The following is a 19,342-nucleotide window of genomic DNA, read 5'->3' on the forward strand; positions in this document are numbered from 1 at the left end:
CCACTCCTCCATGGCGGACACGGTGGCCTCGGCGTGCTGCTCCACGATCGTGAAGTGGTTGCCGGCGACCTCCCGCACGGAGTGCTCCAGCCGCCAGACGACCTTCAGCATCACCTCGTCGCCGTCGGCCATGACCATGGGTTCGGTGGCCCGGACCAGCAGGGTGGGGGTCCGCTCCAGCGGAGTGGGCCGCCAGGCGGCGAGCAGCCGGTGATAACCCCCCATCGCGGTCAGCCGATGGTCGTCCATGATCAGGGCGCCGAGCCACTCCTCCCGCTCGAAGACCACACCGAGCATCGCGTCGGCGGATCGCTCCTCCGGAGCGTCCAGCGGCCAGGGCACGTCCAGCAGCACCAGCCCGGCGACCGGGGCCCCCTGACGCTCCAGCTCCGCCGCGACGGCGTGCGCGATCGCCCCGCCCGCCGAGTGACCGACCAGCACGGCGGGCCGGCCCCCCGCGGCACGCGGAACCGCCGCCGCCTGGAGCCGGACCAGCGTGTCCAGATCGGCAGGCATCAACTCGCCTGGCAGGAAACCGGGTTGGGGCAGCACCGTGACCTCCCGGCGTCCCCGGAACCCGTCGGCGAGCCTCGCGTACTGCTGCGGACCACCGGTGGCGACCACGGCGGGCAGACACAGCAGTACGGGCCCGTCATCGCCGGCCTGGCCGTCGTTGCCGTCGGCATCGTCGGCACCGCGGGCCAGCCGCACCGGGGCGGGCAGCACGGCGTCCACCTGGTCGGCGGTGAACACCCGGCGCACCTGGGAGGCTGCCATGATGATGTCGTTGCCCGCCAGATTCACCCCGGCGGCGAACGCCTGCCGGAACAGCGTCTCCACCGGACCCGCGACCCGCTCACCGTTCGCGGCGGCACCCGCGTCGCCGTCCCCGTACCCGTCCCCGGCTGAGACCAGCAGTGTGTGCAGCCGGTCGATCAGCGCATCGGGCTGCGGATGGTCCAGGACGAAGGCGGTCGGCAGCGCGAGCCCGGTCGCGGCGCTCAGCCGGTTGCGCAGGTCCATGGAGGTGACCGAGGTGATCCCCAGCTCGAAGAACCCACGGTCCAGGGCGAGTTCACCTTCACGGCCTTCACTGCCTTCACCGGCGGACTCGTATCCCAGCGCACGGGCGGTCTCGGCCCGCACCAGCTCGCGCACCGCTCCGAGCAACTCGGCCGGTGGCAGCCCCGAGAACCGTCGCCCGGGTCCGCCGTCGGACGCGTCCACCACGCCGTCCTGCACCGCGCCCGGCACCGGGCGCGTCGCCGCTACCGCCGCAGCGGCGTCGACCGGTACGTCGATCCAGTACGGCCGGCGCTGGAAGGCGTACGTGGGCAGCTCGACCCGCCCGGCGCCGGTCCCCTCGAAAGCCCGCGTCCAGTCGACCGGCATGCCCCGTACCCAGGCTTCGGCGAGTGAGGTCCAGAAGCGGGGGAGAGCGCCGTCGTCGCGGCGGAGCGTGCTCAGGGCGGCCGGTGTGCCGACGGTGTCCTCGATGCTCATGGCGAGCACGGGGTGGGGGCTGACCTCGACGAACGTGCCGTATCCGGCCTCGGCGAGCGCCTGCACCGCCTGGTGGAAGCCGACGGGCTGACGCAGATTGCGGTACCAGTACGCCGCGTCCGCCTCCGTGCCGTCCAGCCACTCGCCGTCCACCGTGGAGAACCACGGGATCTCGACCGGGTTGGACCAGACGTCGAGCAACTGGTCGGTGAGTTCGTGCTCGATCTCTTCGACGTGGGTGGTGTGGGAGGCGTAGTCGACGGGGATGCGGCGGGCGCGTACGCCGCTCTCCTCACATACCGTCAGGAGTTCGTCGAGGGCGGTGGGTTGGCCTGCGACGACGGTGCTGGTGGGGCTGTTGGTGGCGGCGATCTCGATGCGGCCGTCCCAGCGGGCGATCAAGGCTTCTGCTTCGGCTGCGGGTACGGCGAGGGATGTCATGCCGCCGTTGCCTGCGAGGTTGCGGGCGATGGTCTGGGAGCGCAGGGCGACGATGCGGGCGGCGTCGTGGAGGGTGAGGGCTCCTGCGACATGGGCGGCGGCGATTTCGCCTTGGGAGTGGCCGATGACGGCGTGGGGCTGGATGCCGTAGGAGCGCCAGAGTGCGGCGAGGGAGATCATGACGGCCCAGGTGGCGGGTTGTACGACGTCGACGCGTTGCAGTGCTTCGGGGTCGGCGAGGGCGTCGTGGAGGGACCAGTCGGTGAACTCGGCGAGGGCTTCGGCGCATTCGGTCATGGACTTCGCGAATACGGGTGTGCTGTCGATGAGTTCGAGGGCCATGCCCACCCATTGCGAGCCCTGGCCGGGGAAGACGAACACGGTTCGGCCGGTGTTCGTCGCCGTTCCCTGCACGGTGTTGGGCGTCGTCTCTCCGGTCGCGAACTCGCGTAGGGAGGTGAGGAGTTGTTGGCGGTTGCCGATGTGGGTGGTGCGGTGGGTGAAGGTGGAACGGCCGGTGGCGAGGGTCCAGGCCGTGTCGAGAGGGGAGAGCGCCGGGTCGGCTTCGAGGTGGGTGAGGAGTCGGGCTGCCTGGTCGCGCAGGGCGGGCTCTGTCCGGGCGGACAGCAGTACGGGAACGATGGTGTCCGGATGCGCTGGTTCGGCGGGGACGACCGCTGGGGTCTCCTCGGGCTGTTCGGGTTGTTCGAGGATGATGTGGGCGTTGGTGCCGCTGACGCCGAAGGCGGAGACAGCGGCCCGGCGCGGGCGCTCGGTGAGCGGCCAGGCATGTTCCTGGGTGAGGATCTCGACGGACCCGGCCGTCCAGTCGACCTTGGTGGAGGGTGTGTCGACGTGGAGGGTGCGCGGCAGGACGCCGTGACGCATCGCCTGGACCATCTTGATGACACCGGCGACGCCTGCCGCCGCTTGCGTGTGGCCGATGTTGGACTTCAACGAGCCGAGATACAGAGGCTGTTCGGCACCCCGGTCCTGACCGTAGGTCGCCAGGAGCGCCTGCGCCTCGATCGGGTCGCCGAGCTTGGTCGCCGTGCCGTGGGCCTCGACGGCGTCGACGTCCGTGGTCGAGAGCCCGGCACTCGCGAGGGCGGCGCGGATGACACGTTGCTGGGAGGGGCCGTTGGGGGCGGTGAGGCCGTTGGAGGCGCCGTCCTGGTTGACGGCTGAGCCACGGATGACGGCCAGGACGGGGTGGCCGTTGCGGCGGGCGTCCGACAGCCGTTCCAGGAGCAGCATCCCGGCGCCCTCGCCCCACCCCGTGCCGTCCGCCGTGTCCGCGAAGGCGCGGCAGCGGCCGTCCGGTGAGAGCGCGCCCTGCCGGGAGAACTCCACGAAGAGATCCGGGGTGGACATCACGGTGACCCCGCCGGCCAGCGCGAGGGTGCACTCGCCCGCCCGCAGCGCCTGGACGGCCAGATGCAGGGTGACCAGGGAAGAGGAGCAGGCGGTGTCGACGGTCATCGCCGGGCCCTCGAGGCCGAACGTGTACGACAGCCGCCCGGACACCACGCTCGCCGCGCTGCCGGTGGCGAGGAAGCCGTCGGCCTGCTCGGGAGCGCGCTGGAGCAGGGTGCCGTAGGGCTGGCCGTTGGTGCCCGCGAACACGCCGGTGAGGCTGCCGCGCAGGGTGTGCGGGTCGATGCCCGCCCGCTCGAACGCCTCCCAGGACGTCTCCAGCAGCAGCCGCTGCTGCGGATCGAGCGCGATGGCCTCGCGCGGCGAGATCCCGAAGAACGCCGGGTCGAACTCGGCCGCGTCGTACAGGAAAGCGCCCGAACTGACGTAGGTGCTGCCGAGCCGGTCGGGACCGGAGGCGCTCAGCGTCTCCAGGTCCCAGCCCCGGTTGTCGGGGAAACCGGAAACCGTGTCCGTCCCGGCGCGCAGCAGCTCCCACAGGGCGCCGGGCGAGTCGGCGCCACCCGGGAAACGGCAGCCCATGCCGATGATGACCACCGGGTCGTCGTCCTGTGCCCGGTCCCGGCCACCGCCCGACGAGGTAGACGAGGCGGTAGATGAGGTGGACGAGGCAGACGCGGCACCGGACTCGACCGTCTCACCCCCTGCTCGGCCGCCCGCCGTGACGGACGCGTCGAGCAGGGAGCCGATGCTGTCCCAGAGGTGGTCGGCGAGCGCGGTGGGGGTCGCGTAGTCGAAGATCAGGGTCGCGGGGAGGGGGCTGCCGGTGGCGGCGGTCAGCCGGTTGCGCAGTTCGACGGCGGTCAGTGAGTCGAACCCGGCGCTCTTGAACGGCTGATGCGGATCCACCGCCTCGGCCCCGGCGAAGCCGAGCACCGCACCCGCACTTCCGCAGACCAGGTCCAGCAACTGCTTGCGCCGATCGGCGGGGGAGAGCGCGGCGAGCCGGTGGGCGAACGTGTCGATGGTGTCGGCAGAGCTGGCGGTTTCGGTGGATTGCGGATCGGTGGGCCGCACGGTGCCGGGGCTCGCCGGAGCCGCCGTACGGACGAGTTCCCGCAACAGCGGCGGTACGACGCCGGCCGCCTCGCCGGTCGAAAACGCCGCCCGCAGGGCGGGCAGGTCGAGCCGGACCGGTACGACGACCGGGCGGCCGGCGGCGAGACCGGCGTCGAACAGGGCGAGCCCCCGCTCGGCGGTCAGCGGCAGCACATGGCCCCGGGCCATCCGGGCCAGATCGTTCGCGCCCAGCCGCCCGCCCATGCCCCGGGACTCCTCCCACAGCCCCCATGCCAGCGACACCGCGGGCAGCCCCAGCGCGTGCCGGTGCGCGGCGAGGGCGTCGAGGAACGCGTTGGCGGCGGCGTAGTTGCCCTGCCCCGCGCTGCCGAAGGTCGCGGCCGCCCCCGAGAACAGCACGAACGCGCGCAGGTCCAGATCCGCCGTCAGCTCGTGCAGATGCCAGGCCCCGTCCACCTTGGGACGCAGCACGGAATGCCAGCGCGGTCCGTCCAGCGCGGTGACCGTACCGTCGTCCACCACGCCCGCCACGTGCACCACGGCGGTCAGCCGATCGGCGACGGACGCGACGACCTCGGCCAGCGCCTCCCGGTCCGCCACATCGGCAGCGACCCTGCGCACCCGCACGGTCCCGTCGGCCGTCAGTCCCTCGACCCACTCCGGAACCGACTCCGCGCCGACCGGCACGGTACGGGAGAGCACCAACAACTCGGTCACCCCGTACGCGGCGACCAGGTGCCGGGCGACCAGCGGGCCGAGGCCACCGGTGGCACCGGTCAGCAGGACCACGCCACCATCCGGACCGGAGAGATCCGGGAGGACGGGAGCGCCGGCCGGCCTCGGCAGCTCCCACAGCCGGGGGACGACGACCTGGCCCGCACGGAGGGCGACCCGAGGCTCTCCGGAGGCCACGGCCCGGCGGAGAGCATCCGCGTCGAGCACGGTGTCGCTCTCCACCAGGACGAAGCGTCCCGGGTGCTCCGTCTGCGCCGAACGCACCAGTCCACTGATGCTCTGGGCCACCAGCTCGGCGTACGGGTCCTCCGCGACCAGGGCCACAGCCAGCAGCGACGCCTCGGCACGGGGGTCCGCCAGCCAGCCCTGGAGCAGAGCGAGGGCTCGTTCACCGGCCAGCCGTACGCGGTCGGGGAAGGGGAGTGCCCGCTCTTCTGCCCCTTCTGCCCCTACGGGCTCTTCGGCCTCGGCCTCTTCGGGACCTGGGTTCATCTCGAGCAGGACCAGGGGAGGGAGAGGCCCGTCGGTTGTCAGCTCCGCGTGGTACGCCCACTCCAGGTCCTCCGACGAGATTTCCGCCGACGGTGTCGGCGGCGCCAGCGGTACCCAGTCCACCGTGAACAGGGGTTCTGCGTCGGGGCGATCGGCGGACGGTACGTCTGCCGGGCGGAGCCAGTAACGGTGGCGCTGGAAGGGGTAGGTGGGGAGGTCTACGAGGGCGTGGTCGCTGTTGCCGTATGCGGCCGCCCAGTCGACTGACGTGCCGTGGGTCCAGGCGTGGGCGAGGGCGGTGTAGAGGGTGGTGTCTTCGGGGTGGCCGTGCTTGAGGAGGGAGGTGAAGAGGGCGTCGGGGGCGGTGGTGGCTCCCATGGTGCTGAGGACAGGGTCGGGGCCGGCTTCGAGGAAGACGGTGATGCCTTGGTCGTGGAGGGTGTGGATGCTGTCTGCGAAGCGGACGGTTTCGCGGATGTGGCGGGTCCAGTAGTGGGGGGAGGTGAGTTGGTCGTGGTCGGCGAGGGTGCCGGTGAGGTTGGAGACGACGGGGGTGCGGGGGGTGTTGTAGGTGATGCTCTCGGCGATGGTCAGGAAGTCGTCGAGGATGGGCTGCATGTGGGGTGAGTGGAAGGCGTGTGAGACGCGGAGGTGTTTGACGCGGCGCTTCTGGGTCTTGAAGTCCTTGGCGATGGCGGTGGTGTCGTGTTCGTCGCCGGAAATCACCACGGAGTGTGGCCCGTTGACGGCGGCGATGCTGACGTTGGGTGTGAGGTGGGGGGTGACCTCTTCCTCGGTGGCTTCGAGGGCGATCATCGCGCCGCGTGTGGGGAGGCTTTGCATGAGGCGGGCGCGTGCGGCGACGAGGCGTGCGGCGTCGGGGAGGGTCCAGATGCCGGCGATGTGTGCGGCGGTGAGTTCGCCGAGGGAGTGCCCGGCGAGGATGTCGGGGTGTATGCCCCAGGATTCGGTGAGGCGGTAGAGGGCGACTTCCACGGCGAACAGCGCGGTCTGGGTGAAGACCGTACGGTCGAGTACACCGTCGGAGACATCGGGCTGGTCTGTGAAGACGGCGTCGCGTACGGACCGGTCGACGTGTCCGGCCAGTTCGGCGTCCAGCGCGGCGCAGACCTCGTCGAAGGCAGCGGCGTAGACGGGGAAGCGGTCGTACAACTCCCGCCCCATACCGGCCCGTTGCGACCCCTGCCCCGAGAAGAGAACGGCCAGTCGGCTCTCGACGGCGCCGTTGCTCTGGAGCGTGCCGGTGATCAAGGAGGGCGCGGTCGTGCCCTGTGCGAGCGCCTCGAGGCCGTGGCGGAGCTGGCCGGGGTCCCCGATCGCCACCGCGCGGTGTTCGAAGGCGGCGCGTCCTGAGGCGAGTGACCAGCCGACGTCGGTGGGGGAGAGGGTGTCGACGCCGTGGGTGAGGAGTTGGGCGGCCTGGTCGCGTAGGGCGGTGGCGCTGCGGGCGGAGAGGATCCAGGGCAGTACGCCTTCGGGTGCGGGTGCGTCCGGGTTTTCGGAGGGTGCCGGGGATGTCGGAGGTGCTTCCTCCAGGATGACGTGGGCGTTGGTGCCGCTGACGCCGAACGATGAGACTCCCGCCCGGCGGGGCCGGTCGTCGGGGCGGGGCCATTCTCGTTGTTCGGTGAGGAGTTGCACGGTGCCGCTGGACCAGTTCACTTTTGAGGAGGGCTGGTCGATGTGGAGGGTGCGGGGGAGGAGGCCGTTGTGCATGGCCTGGATCATTTTGATGACGCCGGCGACGCCTGCGGCGGCTTGGGTGTGGCCGATGTTGGACTTCAACGAGCCGAGATACAGCGGCTGTTGGGCCGGACGGTCCTGACCGTAGGTGGCGAGCAGGGCCTGTGCCTCGATCGGGTCGCCGAGCGTCGTACCCGTGCCGTGTGCCTCGACCGCGTCGACGTCCGAGCCCACGAGGCGGGCGTTGGCGAGGGCGGCGCGGATGACGCGTTGTTGGGAGGGGCCGTTGGGGGCGGTGAGGCCGTTGGAGGCGCCGTCCTGGTTGACGGCGGAGCCGCGGAGTACGGCGAGGACGGGGTGGCCGTTGCGTTGGGCGTCGGACAGTCGCTCCAGCAGCAGCATGCCGGCACCCTCGGACCAGCCGGTGCCGTCCGCCGCCTCGGCGAACGCCTTGCACCGCCCGTCCGGGGAGAGCGCGCCCTGCCGGGAGAACTCCACGAACAGACCGGGGGCCGACATGACGGTCACGCCGCCGGCGAGTGCGAGGGAGCACTCGTCGGCGCGCAGGGCCTGGGCGGCGAGATGCAGGGTGACGAGGGAGGAGGAGCAGGCGGTGTCGACGGTGACCGCCGGGCCTTCGAGGCCGAAGGTGTACGACAGCCGACCCGACACCACACTCGCCGCGCTGCCGATCGCGAGGTAGCCCTCAACGCCCTCGGGGCTCTCGTCCACCAGCGAGATGTAGTCCTGGCCGTTGGTCCCGGCGAACACACCGGTGCGGCTGCCGCGCAACGAGTGCGGGTCGATCCCGGCCCGCTCGAGTGCCTCCCAGCCGGTCTCCAGCAGTAGCCGCTGCTGGGGGTCCATCGCGAGCGCCTCACGCGGGGAGATCCCGAAGAACGCGGCGTCGAAGTCCGGGGCGTCGTGCAGGAACCCGCCCTCGCGGACGTAGGTCTTGCCCTGGCTCGTCGGGTCCGGGTCGTACAGCGAAGCCAGATCCCAGCCCCGGTCGGTGGGGAAGCCGGACACCGCGTCCGTGCCGTCGGCGAGCAGCCGCCACAGGTCCTCGGGGGAGCGCACCCCGCCCGGGAAGCGGCAGCTCATCCCGATGATGGCGATCGGCTCTCGCGCTGCCGCCGCGAGCTGACGGTTCTCCCGGCGCAGCCGATCGGTCTCCTTGAGGGAGAGTCGCAGCGCTTCGATGTACTTGTCGGACGAGTCTTTCATGATGGGAAATCCGTTTCAGACGCGGATGCGACGGGACGCGGGGGACGCGGAGGGAGCCTGGGGGGCAGGTAGTTCACGGGGTGGGCGCGTGGGAGCGGCTGGGGGAGATCACAGATCGGGCAGATCGGAGTCGCCGAACGCCAGCCGGAGCAGATCCTCGCCGTCCATGGAGTCGATCGAGGCCTCCGGGCTCGTCCCTTCCGGGTCCTGCGCGCCTCCGGTCTCCTGCTGTGCGTCCGTTGCCGCAGCCTCGGCGCGGGCCTCTTCGTGTGAACCGGCGAGTTTGAGCAGCATCTCCAGCAGCCCGGCGTCCCGCAGCGTGGCCAGCGGGACGGTCGCCAGCGCCGCGCGGATCCGGGCCTCCCGGGAGCCGCCCGAGCCGCCCGAACTGTCGGAGACATCGTCTCCACCAGCGTCATCGGGGCACAGCTCGGTCCGGAGGAGCTCGGCGAGCGCGCCCGGCGTGGGGTGGTCGAAGACGAGGGTGGTGGGCAGCGTGAGCCCGGTCGCGATCTGCATACGGTTGCGGAGTTCGACGGCGGTGAGGGAGTCGAAGCCCAGCTCCCGGAAGGACCGGCCCACGGAGAGCGGCCCGGCGTTCTCGTGCCCCAGCACCAACGAGGCGTGCGTACCGACCAGTTCCCGCAGCGCCCGGTCCTGCTCGGTGGCGGAGAGCCCTGCCAGCCGGCTCCGCAGTTCGTCCGCAGCGTCCGCCTTCGCCCCGTCACCCGGGCTCACGACGGCGGCCTTGGCCAGCGCGCGCTGGGCCTCCGGTATCTCGGCGAGCAGGGGGGCGGGCCTGACCGAGGTGAAGGACGGCGTGAAACGCTCCCAGTCGATGTCCGCGATGGTGACACAGGGCTCGTCCCGGGCCAGTGCCTGTTCCAACGCGAGGAGCGCGCGCTCGGGATCCATGCCCCGCAGCCCACCGCGCTCCAGCCAACGGCTTCGCTTCTCTTCGTCGGCGAGTCCGTTTCCGGCCCAGCGTCCCCAGGCGATGGAGGTGGCGGGGAGTCCTTGGGTGTGGCGGTGGGTGGCGAGGGCGTCGAGGTGGGCGTTGGCGGCGGCGTAGTTGGCTTGGGCTGTGCTGCCGAGGGTGGCGGCTGCGCTGGAGAAGAGGATGAAGGCGTTGAGGTTGTGGTGTTGGGTGTGGTGGTGGAGGAGGGTGGCGGCGTGGGCTTTGGGGGCGTGGGTGGTGGTGAGGTGGGTGGGGGTTTGGTTGGTGAGGGTGGTGTCGTGGAGGGTGCCTGCGGTGTGGATGATGGCGGTGAGGGGGTGTTGGGGTGGGATGGAGTTGAGGAGTTGGGTGAGTTGTTGGGGGTTGGTGATGTCGCAGGCGGTGGTGGTGAGGTGGGTTCCTTGTTGGGCGAGTTGTTGGGTGAGTTGGGTGTTGCCGGGGGTGTTGGGTCCTTGTCGGCTGGCGAGGTGGATGTGGTGGATGCCGTGGTGGGTGAGCCAGTGGGTGAGGTGGGTGCCGAGGGCTCCGGTGCCGCCGGTGATGAGGACGGTGCCGTTGGGGTTCCAGTTGCGGAGTGCGGAGGAGGGGAGGGTGGTGGGGTGTGGGGTTGTGGTGGGTGTGTGGTGGTGGAGGCGGCGGGCGTAGGTGTGGGTGGTGCGGATGGCTGTCTGGTCTTCGTGGGTGGTGTTGGTGAGGAGTGTGGCGAGGGCTTGGGCGGTGGTGCTGGTGTGGGTGGTGGGGAGGTCGATGAGTGCGGCCCAGTGTTGGGGGTGTTCGAGGGCGGTGGTGCGGCCGAGTCCCCAGATTTGGGCGTGGTGGGGGTTGGGGTGTCCGTCGTTGTCGTGTCCGGTGGTGACGGCGTTTTGGGTGATGCACCACAGGGGTGTGGGGTTGTGGGTTTGGGTGTCGGTGAGGGTTTGGGTGAGGGTGAGGGTGGCGGTGAGTGCGGGTCCGGCCTCGGGGGTGGTGGTGTGGGGGTTTTGGGGTGTGAAGGCGAGGAGGGAGATGATGCCGGTGAGGTGGGTGGTGGTGTTGAGGGTGTGGGTGAGTTGCTCCGCCCACACAGCACGGTCGATCGTCTTCGGATCCACTTCCCATACGACCTTGTCGGCGCCCCCGACCTTGAGCGCGGCTTCGACCGTTGCCATCGCCTCGGCGTCAGCCGCTTCCCCTGCCCATCGAACGACCAGCCAAGTGCCGTCCAGTCGGCCCGGGTTGCTGACGTCCGCCATGCGCTGCCAGCCGACCCGGTACTGCCAGCTCGCTACCAGTGACTCTTCCCGCTGCTGCTGTCGCCAGGTGGACAGTGCGGGGAGGACGGTCCGGAAGGGCTGGTCTGCCGAAATGGCGAAGGCCTGCTCGATGGCGGTGAGGTCTTCGCCTTCGACGGTTTCCCAGAAGCGGGTGTCGACGTCGGTCGCGGGCTGCTCGGGTCGGGCGGGTGCAGTGGGGGCGTCGAGCCAGTAGCGGTGGTGTTGGAAGGGGTAGGTGGGGAGGTCGGTGCGGGTGGCTTTGGTGCCCTCGAAGGCGTGTGTCCAGTCGACGGGTGTGCCGTGTGTCCAGGCCTGGGCGAGGGAGGTCCAGAAGCGGGTGAGGGTGCCGTCGTTGCGCCGGAGTGTGCCGGTGGTGATGGTGTCGGTGGTGGTGTCTTCGATGCTGGGGGTGAGGACGGGGTGGGGGCTGGTCTCGATGAAGGTGCTGTAGCCCTGTTCGGCGAGGCCCGCTATGGCTTGGTGGAAGTGGACGGGTTGGCGGAGGTTGCGGTACCAGTAGGCGGCGTTGGCTTCGGGGCCGTTGAGCCAGTTGCCGTCGACGGTGGAGTACCACGGGATGTGGGTGTCGGTGGGGGTGACGCTGGCCAGTACCCGGGCGAGTTCGTGTTCGATCTGTTCGACGTGGGTGGTGTGGGAGGCGTAGTCGACGGGGATGCGGCGGGCGCGTACTCCGTCTGTCTCGCACATCGTGAGGAGTTCGTCGAGGGCGTTGGGTTGGCCTGCGACGACGGTGCTGGTGGGGCTGTTGGTGGCGGCGATCTCGATGCGTCCGTCCCAGCGGGCGATCAAGGCCCCTGCTTCGGCTGCGGATACGGCGAGGGATGTCATGCCGCCGTTGCCTGCGAGGTTGCGGGCGATGGCCTGGGAGCGCAGGGCGACGATGCGGGCCGCGTCCTGGAGGGTGAGGGCTCCTGCGACGCAGGCGGCGGCGATTTCGCCTTGGGAGTGGCCGATGACGGCGTGGGGGTGGATGCCGTAGGAGCGCCAGAGTGCGGCGAGGGAGATCATGACGGCCCAGGTGGCGGGTTGTACGACGTCGACGCGTTGCAGTGCTTCGGGGTCGGCGAGGGCGTTGTGGAGGGACCAGTCGGTGAACTCGGCCAGTGCCTGGGCGCATTTGTTCATGGACTCCGCGAACACGGGTGCACTGTCGATGAGTTCGAGGGCCATGCCCACCCATTGCGAGCCCTGGCCGGGGAAGACGAACACGGTCCGCCCGGGGCTGGCGGCCTGTCCTTCGACAGCGTGTGCCGTGGGCTGCCCTGCGGCCAAAGCCTGGAGCCCGTCGAGGAGTTGGCTGCGGTCACCGATGAGGACGGCGCGCTGTTCGAAGGGCGTACGGCCGGAAGCGAGCGACCAGCCGACGTCGCCGGTCGAGAGCTGAGGGGCCGCCGTGAGGCGGTGCAGCAGGGCGGCGGCGTGCGCGCGCAGGGCGGGAGCGTCCCGGGCCGAGACCGGCAAGGGGACCGGGGCGTTGTACGTTCCGGGCTGGAGTGGGGTCTGCTCGGCCTGTTCGAGGATGACGTGGGCGTTGGTGCCGCTGACGCCGAAGGCGGAGACGGCGGCCCGGCGCGGTCGGTCGGCGAGTGGCCAGGTGCGTTCCTCCGTCAGAAGTTCCACCGACCCGGCGGTCCAGTCGACCTTGGTGGACGGCGTGTCGACGTGGAGGGTGCGTGGCAGGACGCCGTGACGTATCGCCTGGACCATCTTGATGACGCCCGCGACGCCCGCAGCCGCCTGTGTGTGGCCGACGTTGGACTTCAACGAACCGAGGTAGACAGGCGGTTCGGCACCCCGGCCCTGCCCGTACGTGGCGAGGATCGCCTGTGCCTCGATGGGGTCGCCCAGGGGCGTTCCGGTGCCGTGGGCCTCGACGGCGTCCACGTCCGCCGCCGACAGTCCGGCATTGGCGAGGGCGGCGCGGATGACGCGCTGCTGCGAAGGGCCGTTCGGGGCGGTGAGCCCGCTGCTGGCGCCATCCTGGTTGAGGGCCGAGCCGCGGATGACGGCCAGGACGGGGTGGCCGTTGCGTTGGGCGTCGGACAGGCGCTCCAGGAGGAGCATGCCGACGCCTTCGGACCAGCCCGTCCCGTCGGCCGTTTCCGAGAACGCCTTGCAGCGGCCGTCCACCGCGAGGCCGCGCAGGCGGCTGAACTCGATGAAGATCGTGGGGGAGGACATGACGGTGACGCCGCCGGTGAGGGCGAGGGTGCATTCGCCGGTGCGGAGGGCTTGTACGGCGAGGTGGAGGGTGACGAGGGAGGATGAGCAGGCGGTGTCGACGGTGACGGCGGGGCCTTCGAGGCCGAGGGTGTAGGAGACGCGGCCGGAGGCGACGCTGCCTGCGCTGCCGTTGCCGATGTGTCCTTCGAAGCCGTCGGGTGCGGTGTGGAGGCGGGAGGCGTAGTCGTTGTACATGACGCCGGTGAAGACGCCGGTGCGGCTGCCTTTCAGCGAGTGCGGGTCGATGCCGGCCCGCTCGACGGCTTCCCAGGAGGTCTCCAGCAGGAGCCGTTGCTGTGGGTCGGTGGCGAGGGCTTCGCGTGGGGAGAGGTTGAAGAACGCGGGGTCGAAGTCGGCGGCGCCGTAGAGGAATCCGCCTTCGCGGACGTAGCTGTGGCCGGGGCGGTCGGGGTCGGGGTGGTAGAGGTGTTCGGTGTCCCAGCCTCGGTCGGTGGGGAACTCGGAGACCGCGTCGCGTCCTTCGGCGACCAGATCCCACAGGTCCTCCGGGGTGCGGACCCCGCCGGGGTAACGGCAGGCCATACCCACGATCGCGATGGGGTCGCGCTCCTTGGCCTCCAACTCCTCCAGTTGTCGGCGGGCCTGGCGCAGGTCCGTGGTCGCGAGCTTGAGGTAGGAGCGGAGCTTGTCCTCGTTGGTCATGGTCACGATTTCCTCAGCTCGTTTTCCAGGGCGCTGAACAGTTCGTCGTCCGATGCGGAGGCCAGGTCGTCGCTCTCCTCGCCGGTCCGGGCGTCGGCTCCGTCGCCGCCGGCCGTCGCGGAAGGGCCGGACAGGGCGGCCAGAATGGACTTCATCCGTACGAGGACGGTCATCCGGTCCAGGTCGTCGGCGGTCAGCTCCGCCAACTCCGCCACCGTCTGCTCCAGTTGGTCGAGCTGGACGGCGATCCTCGCCATCGGGTCGCTGTCCGTGTCTGTACTGAGCTGGGCGCGCAGGAAGCCGGCCAGTGCCGTGGGGGTGGGGTGGTCGAAGACCAGCGTGGTCGGCAGACGCAGTCCGGTCACGGCGGCCAGCCGGTTGCGGAACTCGACGGCGGTGAGCGAGTCGAAGCCGACCTCCAGGAAGCCCTGGCCGGGCTCGACCGCGCTGGGACCGGAGTGGCCGAGGACGGCGGCGGCGTGGGAGCGGACCAGATCCAGCAGCGCGCTGTCCCGGTCACCGGGGCGCATCCCGGCCAGCTTGGCCAACAGCGTCTCGGCGGTGCCGGGTTCGCCGACGGGCGCGCCGCCGGACGCCGCCACGGCGCGGCGGGCCGGCCCCCGTACCAGTCCTCGGAGCAGTGGGGGCACCGGAGCCTGAGCGTTCGCGGGGCGGAGCAGCGCGGAGTTGTCGAACTGGACCGGCAGCAGGACCGGACGGTCGCTGCGCAGACCTGCGTCGAACAGTGCGAGCGCCTTCGACGTCTCCAGCGGAGCCACGCCACCGCGCTTCATCCTGGCGAGGTCGGTTTCGCTCAACTGGCCTGTCATTCCGGTGTTTTGGGCCCAGAGTCCCCAGGCGAGTGCGAGTGCGGGGAGTCCTTGGTTGGTGCGGTGGGTGGCGAGGGCTTCGAGGAAGGTGTTGGCGGCGGCGTAGTTGGCTTGTCCGGGGCTGCCGAGGGTGGCGGCTGCTGAGGAGTAGAGGATGAAGGTGGTGAGGTTGTGGTGTTGGGTGAGGTGGTGGAGGTTCCAGGCGGCGTGGGTTTTGGGTTGTAGGACGGTGTCGAGTTGGTGGGGGGTGAGGGTGGTGGTGAGGTTGTCGTGGAGGGTGCCTGCGGTGTGGATGACGGCGGTGAGGGGGTGGTGGGGTGGGATGGTGTCGAGTGTGGCGGCGAGTGCGTTGTGGTCGGTTGCGTCGCAGGCGGTGATGGTGATGTGTGCGCCGAGTGCGGTGAGGTCTTGGGTGAGTTGTTGTGCGTTGGGGGCTTGGGGGCCTTGGCGGCTGATGAGGTGGAGGTGTTGGACGTGGTGGGTGGTGACGAGGTGGTGTGCGAGGAGTGAGCCGAGGGTGCCGGTGCCGCCGGTGATCAGCACGGTTCCCGCGCCGAAGGTGCCGAACACCGTGTCCTGCCCGGTTGCCTCTGCCTCTGCCTTTGGCTCTGTGGCGGCGGGCGCGAGCCGGGGTACGTGGATCCGGCCCGCCCGTAGGGCTGTCTGTGGTTCGTCCTGGGCCTGGGCCCACTGGAGGGCGGCGGCGAGGTGGTCCCGGGACTCCGAGCGATCGTCCTGATCGAGGAGAAGGAACCGGCCGGGGTTCTCGGACTGGGCCGACCGCACCAGGCCCCACACGGGAGCGACGACGGGGTCGGCCGTGTCCATGACCGCCCCCACGGTGACGATCGCCAGCCTCGATTCGGCGCAGCGCGCGTCGGCGAGCCAGGAACGGAGCAGATCCAGTACTCCGTGGAGTACGGCACCGGCGGCGGAAGGCACGTCGTCCTGAGCGTCGGCCGGTGCTCGGACGCTGACGGCGACAGTGGGCGGCACTACGGCATCACGAGCGAGGTCCGCGAGCCACTGCACGGGATCCTGCTCGACCAGCACCCAGTCCGCAGCGTCCGAAGCCGTGTCGGAAGCTGCGTCGGAGGCCGTGTCGGAAGAGGAGCCGGCCTCGAGGGTGTCGGCCTCGCTCCACTCGACGAAGAACAGGGAGTCGGTGGGCGTACCCGACAACTGCGCAAGGTCGACAGGTCGCATGACCAGCGCGTCCACGGTGGCCACGGGCCGCCCGTCGGCGTCGGCCAGCCGCACCGTCACCGCGTCCGTGCCGTCGGCCGCCGGTGTCAGGGCGACCCGCAGGGAAGCGGCGCCGCTCGCGTGGAGGGTCACCCCGCGCCAGGCGAACGGCAGCCGGGCCTGGCCAGTGCCGGACGCTCCGGAGATGGCTTCGAGCCCCAGAGCGTGCAGGGCGGCGTCCAGCAGCGCCGGGTGCAGGCCGAAACCGGCCGCGTCCGCCGTGTGCTCCTCGTCGAGGGCGACTTCGGCGAACACCTCGCCGTCCCCGCGCCGCCAGGCGGCCCGCAGCCCCTGGAACGCCGGGCCGTAGTCATAGCCGGCGTCGGTGAAGGTGTCGTAGAGCCCGGTGACGTCGACGGGTGCGGCGTCGGCCGGAGGCCATGCGGCCAGGTCCCAGTCCGGCGCGGCTGCCTGGACGGCGTCGGCAGTGGCCAGCACGCCCGTCGCGTGGCACAGCCACGGCGTACCGTCCCCCGCCTCTTCCGGCCGGGAGTGCACGGCGAGCGCACGGTGACCGGAGGCACCAGCCTTGCCGACCGTGAGCTGCACCTGTACTCCGACCCGCTCGGGCAGGAGCAGCGGGGCGTGGATGGTCAGCTCGTCCACCGTCGCGCAGCCGGCCTGGTCCCCGGCCCGCACCGCCAGTTCGACGAAGGCGGTGCCGGGCAGCAGTACGGCTGTACCGACGGCGTGGTCGGCGAGCCAGGGGTGCGTCCGGACCGACAGCCGTCCCGTGAGCAACAGCCCTTCCCCCTCAGCCAGTTCGACCGCCGCACCGAGCAAGGGGTGTTCGGCGGGGCCGAGACCGAGGCTGGTGGCGGCCGGGGTGCCGGTGGTGACCGCGTTCAGCCAGTAGCGCTGGTGCTGGAAGGGGTAGGTGGGGAGGTCGATGCGGGTGGGTTTGGTGCCGTTGTGGAGGCGGGTCCAGTCGAGGGGTGTGCCGTGGGTCCATGCCTGGGCGAGGCCGGTGAGGAGCGCTTGGGCTTCGGTGCGTCCGGAGCGCAGTAGGGGGGTGAAGGTGATGGGGGTGTTGTTGTCGGCTGCGAGGCTGCTGAGAACGGCGTCGGGGCCGAGTTCCAGGGCGACGGTGATGCCTTGGTCGTGGAGGGTGTGGATGCTGTCTGCGAAGCGGACGGTTTCGCGGATGTGGCGGGTCCAGTAGTGGGGGGAGGTGAGTTGGTCGTGGTCGGCGAGGGTGCCGGTGAGGTTGGAGACGACGGGGGTGCGGGGGGTGTTGTAGGTGATGCTCTCGGCGATGGTCAGGAAGTCGTCGAGGATGGGCTGCATGTGGGGTGAGTGGAAGGCGTGTGAGACGCGGAGGTGTTTGACGCGGCGCTTCTGGGTCTTGAAGGCGATGGCGATGGCGGTGGTGTCGTGTTCGTCGCCGGAAATCACCACGGAGTGTGGCCCGTTGACGGCGGCGATGCTGACGTTGGGTGTGAGGTGGGGGGTGACTTCCTCTTCGGTGGCTTCGAGGGCGATCATCGCGCCGCGTGTGGGGAGGCTTTGCATGAGGCGGGCGCGTGCGGCGACGAGGCGTGCGGCGTCGGGGAGGGTCCAGATGCCGGCGATGTGTGCGGCGGTGAGTTCGCCGAGGGAGTGCCCGGCGAGGATGTCGGGGTGTATGCCCCAGGATTCGGTGAGGCGGTAGAGGGCGACTTCCACGGCGAACAGCGCGGTCTGGGTGAAGACCGTACGGTCGAGTGCGCCGTCGGAGTCATCGGGGTCGTCTGTGAAGACGGCGTCCCGCACGGATCGGTCGACGTGTCCGGCCAGTTCGGCGTCCAGCGCAGCGCAGACTTCGTCGAAGGCGGTGGCGTAGACGGGGAAGCGGTCGTACAACTCCCGCCCCATACCGGCCCGTTGCGACCCCTGCCCCGAGAAGACAACCGCCAGCAGGCCTTCGGACGCCGTGCCGGTGACCAGAGTGGGAGCGGTATTCCCGAGGGCCAACGCGTGCAGTCCGTCGAGCAGTTCGCGTCCTTCGCCGATCACCGCCGCGCGGTGCGAGAAGGCGGTGCGTCCTGAGGCGAGTGACCAGCCGACGTCGGCGGGGGAGAGGGTGTCGACGCCGTGGGCCAGGAGTCGGGCCGCCTGTTCCCGCAGGGCGGTCGTGCTGCGGGCGGACAGGATCCAGGGCCGCACACCAGATGCCGGTGCTTCCGGCTCTTCCGCGGGAGACGTGGGCGCTTCCTCCAGGATCACATGGGCGTTCGTCCCGCTCACCCCGAAAGACGACACACCCGCCCGCCGCGGACGGCTCTCGACCACCGGCCACGCCTGGGCCGCGGTGAGGAGTTCCACCGCGCCGGAAGCCCAGTTCACCTGCCGGGTCGGCTCGTCCACGTGCAGGGTGCGCGGCAGTACCCCATTCCGCAGGGACAGTACGGTCTTGATGAGTCCGGCAGCGCCCGAGGCCGCTGCGGTGTGGCCGATGTTGGACTTCAACGAGCCGAGCCACAGGGGCTGTTCGGCCGGACGGCCCTGGCCGTAGGTGGCGAGGATGGCTTGGGCTTCGATGGGGTCGCCGAGGGTGGTGCCGGTGCCGTGTGCTTCGACGGCGTCGATGTCGGTGGTGGTGAGTCCGGCGTTGGCGAGGGCGGCGCGGATGACGCGTTGTTGGGAGGGGCCGTTGGGGGCGGTGAGGCCGTTGGAGGCGCCGTCCTGGTTGACGGCGGAGCCTCGTACGACTGCCAGGATGGGGTGGCCGTTGCGTTGGGCGTCGGAGAGGCGTTCCAGCAGGAGTACGCCGACTCCTTCGCCCCATCCGGTGCCGTCGGCCGCTTCTGCGAACGGCTTGCAGCGGCCGTCGGACGCCAGGCCGCGCTGGCGGCTGAACTCCACGAAAGCGACCGGGGTGGACATCACGGAGACCCCGCCGACGAGCGCGAGCGTGCACTCCTTGCGGCGCAGGGAGTGTGCCGCGAGGTGAAGGGCGACGAGGGAGGAGGAGCAGGCGGTGTCGATGGTGACCGCCGGGCCTTCGAGCCCGAGGACGTAGGAGAGGCGGCCGGACATGACGGCGCCTCCGCCGCCGGTGAGCAGATAGCCCTGTACGTCGTCGGGCACGTCCTCGGCGTGGCCCGCGTAGCCGGTGCCCGAACCGCCGATGAACACACCGGTAGGGCTGCCCTTCAGCGTCTGCGGATCGATCCCGGCCCGCTCCAGCGCCTCCCAGCCGGTCTCCAGCAGCAGCCGCTGCTGAGGGTCCATCGCGAGCGCCTCACGCGGGGAGATCCCGAAGAACCCGGCGTCGAAATCCCCGGCGTCGTAAAGGAATCCGCCTTCGCGGGCGTACGTCGTGCCGGGCCGAGCAGTGGCCCGGTCGGGGTCGTAGAGCGCCTCCAGGTCCCAGCCCCGGTCGGCGGGGAACTCGGCGACGGCGTCGGTCCCGTCGAGCAGGAGTCGCCAGAGGTCCTCGGGCGTGTGGACCCCTCCGGGGAAGCGGCAGCTCATGGAGACGATCGCGAGGGGCTCGCGCTCGGCGGCCTCCTGGTCGAGCAGGCGCTGCCGTGTCCGGTACAGATCGGCCGTCATCCGCTGGAGGTATTCCCGGAGCTTCTCTTCGTTCGCCATTTTCCTTGGACCTG

General features: G+C 70.7%; 2 protein-coding genes and 1 pseudogene. All 3 read right to left on the reverse strand.

From position 1 onward, the window contains the following. Nucleotides 1-12: 12 nt before the first annotated feature. Nucleotides 13-8,511: pseudogene (locus OG352_RS39055) on the reverse strand (SDR family NAD(P)-dependent oxidoreductase); the annotation flags it as partial. Between the two features lie 156 nt (nucleotides 8,512-8,667). Next, nucleotides 8,668-13,677, reverse strand: a complete 5,010-nt coding sequence (locus tag OG352_RS39060; RefSeq protein ID WP_329223490.1) for a type I polyketide synthase — start codon at nucleotides 13,675-13,677, stop codon at nucleotides 8,668-8,670. 2 nt (nucleotides 13,678-13,679) lie between these two features. After that, a complete protein-coding gene (locus OG352_RS39065) occupies nucleotides 13,680-19,328 on the reverse strand; it encodes a type I polyketide synthase (protein ID WP_329223491.1) in 5,649 nt (1,882 codons plus the stop codon). Between the last annotated feature and the right edge of the window lie 14 nt (nucleotides 19,329-19,342).

This window comes from Streptomyces sp. NBC_01485 (assembly GCF_036227125.1).
Taxonomy (GTDB): domain Bacteria; phylum Actinomycetota; class Actinomycetes; order Streptomycetales; family Streptomycetaceae; genus Streptomyces.

Coding starts and splice junctions, on each gene's coding strand:
- OG352_RS39060 (WP_329223490.1), bottom strand. CDS start 13,677: ATGACCAACGAGGACAAGCTCCGCTCCTACCTCAAGCTCGCGACCACG.
- OG352_RS39065 (WP_329223491.1), bottom strand. CDS start 19,328: ATGGCGAACGAAGAGAAGCTCCGGGAATACCTCCAGCGGATGACGGCC.